The organism is Sphingobium sp. IP1 (assembly GCF_002708645.1).
Lineage (GTDB): Bacteria > Pseudomonadota > Alphaproteobacteria > Sphingomonadales > Sphingomonadaceae > Sphingobium > Sphingobium yanoikuyae.
On the sequence record NZ_NOIW01000174.1, the window covers coordinates 1 to 6,646 of the forward strand.

Consider the following 6,646-nt stretch of genomic DNA (forward strand, 5'->3'; position numbering starts at 1 on the left):
AAAGCCGGGCCGGAACTGTCGGCGACGCTGCGCTACACGGCCAAGCAATATGAGGATGATCTGCAGAGCGATGTGCTGCCCGATGCGCTGACGCTCGACGCCCTCGCCCGGCTGCCGATCGGCCATGATATCAGCCTGGTCGCGCGCGGGGAAAATCTGTTCGACGAGGATGTCGTCACCCGCAATGCCGGTGGATCGATCGATCTGGGCACGCCCAGGACGCTCTGGATCGGCGTCACCGTGCGCGGCTGAGCCGATTCCCGTCACACAGTTTCTTGCCCTCGCCTGGTTGCTGCTGGCGAACCTGATGGCCTTCACGCTGTTCGGGTTCGACAAGCGCCGGGCTGTGCGGGGAATGGCGCGAATCCGCGAGCGGACCTTGCTGCTCTGGGCGCTTGCAGGCGGAACGCCGGGTGCATTTGCCGCGCGCCACCTCTTTCGTCACAAGACGCGCAAGCAGCCCTTTAGCCGGTGGCTATGGCTGATCGCCGCGGCGCAGGCGCTGGTCCTCGCCGGATGGGCGATGATCTGATTGTTCATCTGTCGGGGGAGAAATGGTGCTGCCGGCGAGGATTGAACTCGCGACCTCAGCCTTACCAAGGATGCGCTCTACCACTGAGCTACGGCAGCACTCTATTTCGTCCCCGTCGCGCCGTGCGCTTCGGAGGTCGCGCCTATGGCCGCCCCTGCGCGTCCTGTCAAGGCGGGTTGCGGCAGATAATGCATTTTGCTTATGCGCTTCGTCATGAGTGAGACCCAGGACGAAAAGAAAGCAAGGCTGGCGCAGGCGCTGCGCGACAATTTGCGGCGGCGCAAGGCCCAGAGCCGCGATGTGGCGCGGGAGGGGACTGAGCCCGCCCCCGCGCCGGAACCGTCGAAAGACTGATCCGCGTTACAGGGCTGCGCAGGCTGCCTGCAGCCAGGCCAGGGCCTCGCCGTCGAGCTGCGGGCCGACCACGGCCAGCACCTGCGCATGATAGGCGTCGACCCAGGCGCGCTCGCCCGCGTCCAGCAGATCGATGGCGATGGCGTTGCGGTCGATCGGCGCGAAGGTCAGGGTTTCGAAACCCAGCATCGGCTTTTCGCCGCCGGTAATCGCCCGTTCCTCGACCAGCACCAGATTCTCGATGCGGATCCCATATTCGCCGGTCTTGTAATAGCCCGGCTCGTTCGAGAGGATCATGCCCGCCACCAGTGGCTCGTCGCCGCCACCGAAGGTCGCGATCCGCTGTGGCCCTTCATGCACCGACAGGAAGCTGCCGACGCCATGGCCGGTGCCATGGGCATAATCCAGACCCTGCGCCCAGAGATACTGGCGCGCCAGCACGTCGAGCTGGCCGCCGCGCGTGCCGACCGGGAAGACGGCGCGGGCCAGCGCGATATGGCCCTTCAGCACCAGGGTGAAGCGCTGCTTCATCTCTTCGCTAGGGCTGCCGATGGCGATGGTGCGGGTGACGTCGGTGGTGCCGTCGCGATACTGGCCGCCCGAATCGACCAGATAGAAGCTGCCGGTCTCGATCGGCCGGTTGGTCTTTTCCTCGACGCGATAATGGACGACCGCGCCATTGGGGCCGGCGCCGCTGATCGTGTCGAAGGACAGATCCTCCAGCAGGCCGGTATCCTTGCGGAACGCTTCCAGCCGGTCCGAGGCGGAGAGTTCGGTCAGGCCGCCCTTGGGCGCTTCCACCGCGATCCAGTGGAGGAAGCGGCTCAAGGCCGCGCCATCGCGCGCCTGCGCCGCCTTGTGGCCGGCAATCTCGGTGTCGTTCTTGATCGCCTTGGGCAGCACGGCGGGGTCGCGCAGGCTGAGTATCTGGGCGCCGCCGGCGTCGAGCGCCTCGAAGATGGCGGCAACGGCTCGCTCGGGGTCGGCGACGACGGTCTTGCCCTTGAGGTCGGCGAGCGCATCGGCAAAGGCGGCGCGGTCATGGATGCGCACCGCATTGCCCAGATGCTTGGCAACCGCCTCGTCCATCTTCTCCGGCGCGACATAGAGGTCGGCGGTCGCATCGGCATGGACGATGGCATAGGCCAGCGCGACCGGGGTGCGCTCGACATCCTTGCCGCGGATGTTGAAGGCCCAGGCGATCGAATCGAGCGCGGAGAGGACGGCGGCGTCCGCCTTCTTCGACACCAGCCAGTCGGCGATGTCGGCGCGCTTCTCGGCCGCATTCTTGCCGGCATAGCGATCCTCATGGACCACCAGCTTGGCGTCGCTGGGCGCCGGGCGATCGGGCCAGACGGCGTCGACCGGATTGGTGTCGACCGCCACCAGCTCCGCGCCCTTCTGGGCCAGCGCTTCGGTGGCCTGCTTCACCCAGGCGCGGGTGTGCAGCCAGGAATCATAGCCGATGCGCGCGCCTTCGATCGCATGGTCCTTCAACCAGGCGGCGATCGAGGTCTGCGGCACGCTTTCATATTGCCAATGGGCGCCGTCCACCTGCTCGCGCACCTGCAGCGTATAGCGGCCATCGACGAAGATCGCGGCCTCCTCCGGCAGGACCACGGCGCTGCCGGCCGAACCCTGGAAACCGGTCAGCCAGGCGAGCCGCTGGGCATAGGCGCCGACATATTCGCTCATATGCTCGTCGGTCAGGGGGACCACGAAACCATCGAGCTTCTGGCGTACCAGCTGGGCGCGCAGGGCCTTCAGGCGATCTTCATAACTGGACATCGAACTTCCCTTGGATCATTCCGGCCTCTTGCGTTGGCCATAATGCCGACAACATAGAGGGGCCGGCGCGCTTATTCCAGCGCAGCCCCCGTCTGGACCATGGATAGTTAATGACCGATCAAATGCAGCCGCCCCTGTCCCCGCCGATCGCCGAACGCCGCCCGCACAGTTTCGCGCATCATGGCATCACGGTGGACGATCCTTACGCATGGCTGCGCGACCCAGGCTATCCCGACGTCAAGGACAAGGATGTGCTGGCCTATCTGGAGGCCGAGAACGCCTGGTTCGAAGGCGCGATGGCGCCGCACAAGCCGCTGCTCGACACGCTGTTCCACGAGATGAAGGGGCGCATCAAGGAAGATGACCAGTCGGTCCCGCAGAAGGATGGCGACTATATCTACTGGCGCGCGTTCGAGACCGGGGCGCAATATCGCAAATGGTATCGCAAGCCCGCAGCCGGCGGTGACGACCAGCTGATCCTGGACGAGCCGGCGCTGGCGCAGGGCCATGACTATTTTCGTCTGGGCGCCATGTCGGTCAGCCCGGACGGCCGCTATCTGGCCTATGCCATCGACACCAATGGCTCCGAACGGTTCGAGGCGCGGATCAAGGATCTGTTTTCGGGCGAAATCCTGCCTGAAGTCATTCCCGACACCCTCTCCTCGTTGGTGTGGACCAGCGATTCAAAGGGGCTGCTCTATGGCCTGGCCAATGAAAATTGGCGGACCGACAATGCATGGCTGCACTGGCTGGGCCAGGATGTGGCGAGCGACGTCGAGCTGTTCCATGAGGATGATGAGGGCTTTCGCGTCTCGATCGGCCTCACCTCCTCGGAAAAATGGATCGTCATCGCGACCGGCGATCATGTGACCAGCGAAGCCTGGCTGGTGCCCGCCGACAATCCGACCGCAACGCCGCTGCTCGTCGCTGCGCGCCAGGCCGGCCGCGAATATGATGTCGATGAGCATGAGGGCACGCTCTACATCAAGACCAACGACACCCATCCCAATTTCCGGCTGGTGAAGGCATCGCTCGACGCGCCCGATCAGTGGGAGGAAGTGATCGGCGCCGACGCCCATTTCTACCTGACCGATTTCACCCTGTTCAAGACCTTCTACGTCACCGAAGGGCGGCAGGACGGGCTCGACCAGATCGAGCTGCGCGATTATGCGACCCATGCGGCAAAGCGCATTCCGTTCCCGGAAGCCAGCTATTCGGCGAGTCTCGACGACAATCCCGAATATGAGGTGACGAAGCTGCGCATCGGCTATGAATCGATGGTCACGCCCGACACCATCTATGATTATCATCTGGCAACGGGTGAGCTGGAGATACTCAAGGTCCAGGAGATTCCCTCGGGCTATGACGCCAGCCGCTACGCCACCGAGCGGCTGATGATCCCGGCGCGCGACGGCACGCAGATTCCAGTGTCGATCGTCTATCCGGCCGATTTCCCCCGCGACGGCAGCGCGCCGCTGCACCTTTATGGCTATGGCGCCTATGGTCTGGCGATGGAGCCGGGCTTTTCGACCAGCCGCCTGTCGCTGCTGGATCGCGGCTTTGCCTTTGCCATCGCCCATATTCGCGGCGGCGACGACATGGGCCAGCAATGGTATCTGGACGGCAAGCTCGACAAGCGCACCAACACCTTCACCGATTTCGTCGATGTCGCGAAGGGGCTGATTGATCTTGGCTATTCGGCCAAGGGCAGGATCAGCATTTCGGGCGGATCGGCCGGTGGCGAGCTGATGGGCGCAGTCATCAACTCCGATCCCGACCTGTGGGGCGCGGTGGTGGCACATGTGCCGTTCGTCGATGTGCTCAACACCATGCTGGACGAAACGCTGCCGCTGACGCCGGGCGAATGGCCCGAATGGGGCAATCCGATCGAGGATGAGGCCGCGTTCCGCACCATCCAGTCCTATGATCCCTACACCCATGTCAGTGCGCAGGATTATCCGCCGCTGATGGTGACCGCCGGGCTGAACGATCCGCGCGTCACCTATTGGGAGCCGGCGAAGTGGGTGGCGAAGCTGCGCGCGACCAAGACCGACAAGAATATCCTGCTGCTCAAGACCAATATGGGCGCGGGGCATGGCGGCAAGTCGGGCCGGTTCGAGAGCCTGCACGAGACCGCCGAGGAATTTGCGTTCATCCTGTGGCAGCTGGGAGTGGAAGGCTGATGGCGTCGAGCTTCACCAAGCAGTTCACCGCACGGCCCGAGCATATCGATGTGCTGGGCCATGTGAACAATGCGGTGTGGGTGCAGTGGATGGAGCAATTGTCGGTCGAACATTGGATGACCGATGCCGACCCGGCCCATGTCGACGCCTATATCTGGGTCGTGACCCGGCATGAGGTCGATTATCGCGGTAACGTGACCGAGGGCGACGTCGTATCGGGCCGCACCTGGATACCGGAAGGGCCGCGCGGCGCGCGGTTCGACCGGCTGATCGAGTTCACCGGGCCGGACGGCAAGGTGAAGGTGTCGGCCAAATCCACCTGGGCGATGATCGACAAGGAAAGTGGCCGGCTGATGCGGGTGCCGGCGGAAGTCGCCGCCAACTTCATCGAGGGCTGAGCCGGCCCAGCTTCAGCGGGCGCTGACGGCCTGGGAGAGGGCGCGGGCCGCCTGCACATAGGCCGGTCCGCCGCACACGGTCCAGGCCTGGGGCAGGCTGATGCGCGCTATGTCGCGCAGCACCGGATGGTGCAGCATTTCGGTGCCCTGGTCGGTGATCCGGTCGGTCGCGCTCTCGACGATCAGATAATCGGGCCGGGCCGCGACCATCTCCTCCAGGCTGACCTGCGCGATCGCCGGCTTGCCAAGGTCGGCGGCCAGGTTGCGCAGGCCCGCCCGCGTCATCAGGTCGTCGACCAGCGTGCCGGTACCGGTCATATAACCGCGCCGCTGATAATAGGCGGCGACCTTCGGCTTCGGTGCGCGGGGCAGGGCGGCGAGTTCCCGGTCCATCCGCGCGATCATCGCTTCGCCGCGGTCGGCATGGCCGATCGCCTGCGCCACCGTGCGGATCGACGCGACGATATCGGCATAGCTGTCCGCGCTTTTCAGGTCGACGGCGGGATAATGCTGGGCCTTGAGGATCGCGATCGCCGGATTGCGCCGCGCCGGCATGCCGATCACCAGATCGGGATTGGTCGCCAAAATCTGCTCGGCCGATCCGTCGAGGATGGGCAGGCCCTTCGTTACGGCCGCCACCGCCGACATCTGTCGATCGGCGGCATTATGGGTCAGGCCGGCAATCTGGTCGCGATCGGCCAGCGCCACCAGCAACTGGTCGGCGCACAGGTTGAGCGACACGATCCGTTGCGGACGTTTGCTGGCACTGGCAGGCTGGCGCGCGGTGGCCGCCCATAATGTGGCGCCGCCGATCAGGGCGATCATCAGGGCGATCATCCCCTTGCCGGGGCCGATGGGCGCAAATATCCGCATGGCCACCTCCCTTAGCCCGCGTGCTCCGCCAGGCAAGGAAGATTGACGCTCCAGTCGGGCTCGCCTATCGCCCGGACTGCGACAGGTTCCCCGGCAACGGGGATGAAAAGGGAATGGGGTTCAAGACCCCGGCTGCCCCTGCAACTGTGAGCGGCGAGCTTTTGTGCCACATGCCATTGGAACCGCAAGGTTCTGAGAAGGCGGCATGAATCAGCGATGACCCGCGAGCCAGGAGACCTGCCCGTCGCGGTCGTCCTTCGCGCGGACAGGGTGTGCCGAGCGGACGGGGGTGAACCCGCGTGGCGACAGGTGGACCGCACATTGCGGGGACCATGTCGCGCCCGGCCGGGCACTGATATCGTCCCTGAGATGCGGTCCCTCGTCCGGGGGCTCATGTGTTCAAATATCTGACTTTCTGTTCTTTCCTTCTCTCCACCACCGCTTTCGCCGAAGAGGCGCAGCAGGCGCCACCGCCCGATGCCGCTGCCGATGCCGGCGCATCCTCGATCCTCGCTTGT

The 6,646-nt window shown here is 64.8% G+C and carries 6 protein-coding genes, 1 tRNA gene, 1 pseudogene and 1 riboswitch; of the genes and pseudogenes, 5 read left to right on the forward strand and 3 right to left on the reverse strand.

The features are described 5' to 3' along the window. Positions 1-252: pseudogene (locus tag CG471_RS28375) on the forward strand (TonB-dependent receptor); the annotation flags it as partial. A gap of 55 nt (positions 253-307) precedes the next feature. Beyond that, positions 308-532, forward strand: a complete 225-nt coding sequence (locus CG471_RS28380) for a DUF1294 domain-containing protein (RefSeq protein WP_099234502.1) — start codon at positions 308-310, stop codon at positions 530-532. A 23-nt stretch (positions 533-555) separates the two neighbouring features. Here CG471_RS28380 and CG471_RS28385 read toward each other — a convergent pair. Then, a tRNA-Thr gene (locus CG471_RS28385) sits at positions 556-630 on the reverse strand. Positions 631-745: 115 nt separating this feature from the next. Here CG471_RS28385 and CG471_RS30890 point away from each other — a divergent pair. Beyond that, positions 746-886 carry a hypothetical protein gene (locus CG471_RS30890; RefSeq protein WP_180275829.1) on the forward strand — a complete coding sequence of 47 codons (141 nt, stop codon included), beginning with the start codon at positions 746-748 and terminating at the stop codon, positions 884-886. 6 nt (positions 887-892) lie between these two features. Here CG471_RS30890 and CG471_RS28390 read toward each other — a convergent pair whose 3' ends face one another. Beyond that, positions 893-2,674, reverse strand: a complete 1,782-nt coding sequence (locus CG471_RS28390; RefSeq protein ID WP_099234499.1) for an aminopeptidase P family protein — start codon at positions 2,672-2,674, stop codon at positions 893-895. Between the two features lie 110 nt (positions 2,675-2,784). Between CG471_RS28390 and CG471_RS28395 the strand changes: the two genes are divergently transcribed. Continuing rightward, positions 2,785-4,857: a S9 family peptidase gene (locus tag CG471_RS28395; RefSeq protein ID WP_099234500.1), complete on the forward strand. Its 2,073-nt coding sequence runs from the start codon at positions 2,785-2,787 to the stop codon at positions 4,855-4,857. Further along, entirely contained in the window at positions 4,857-5,255 is a 399-nt protein-coding gene (locus CG471_RS28400) for a thioesterase family protein (protein WP_004209723.1), read from the forward strand. The genes CG471_RS28395 and CG471_RS28400 overlap by 1 nt, the downstream gene beginning before the upstream one ends. A 12-nt stretch (positions 5,256-5,267) precedes the next feature. Here the strand turns inward: CG471_RS28400 and CG471_RS28405 are convergent, their stop codons facing one another. Further along, a complete protein-coding gene (locus CG471_RS28405) occupies positions 5,268-6,128 on the reverse strand; it encodes an ABC transporter substrate-binding protein (RefSeq protein WP_099234501.1) in 861 nt (286 codons plus the stop codon). Between the two features lie 66 nt (positions 6,129-6,194). Continuing rightward, a riboswitch (cobalamin riboswitch) is annotated at positions 6,195-6,388 on the forward strand. The last annotated feature ends 258 nt before the right edge of the window (positions 6,389-6,646 follow it).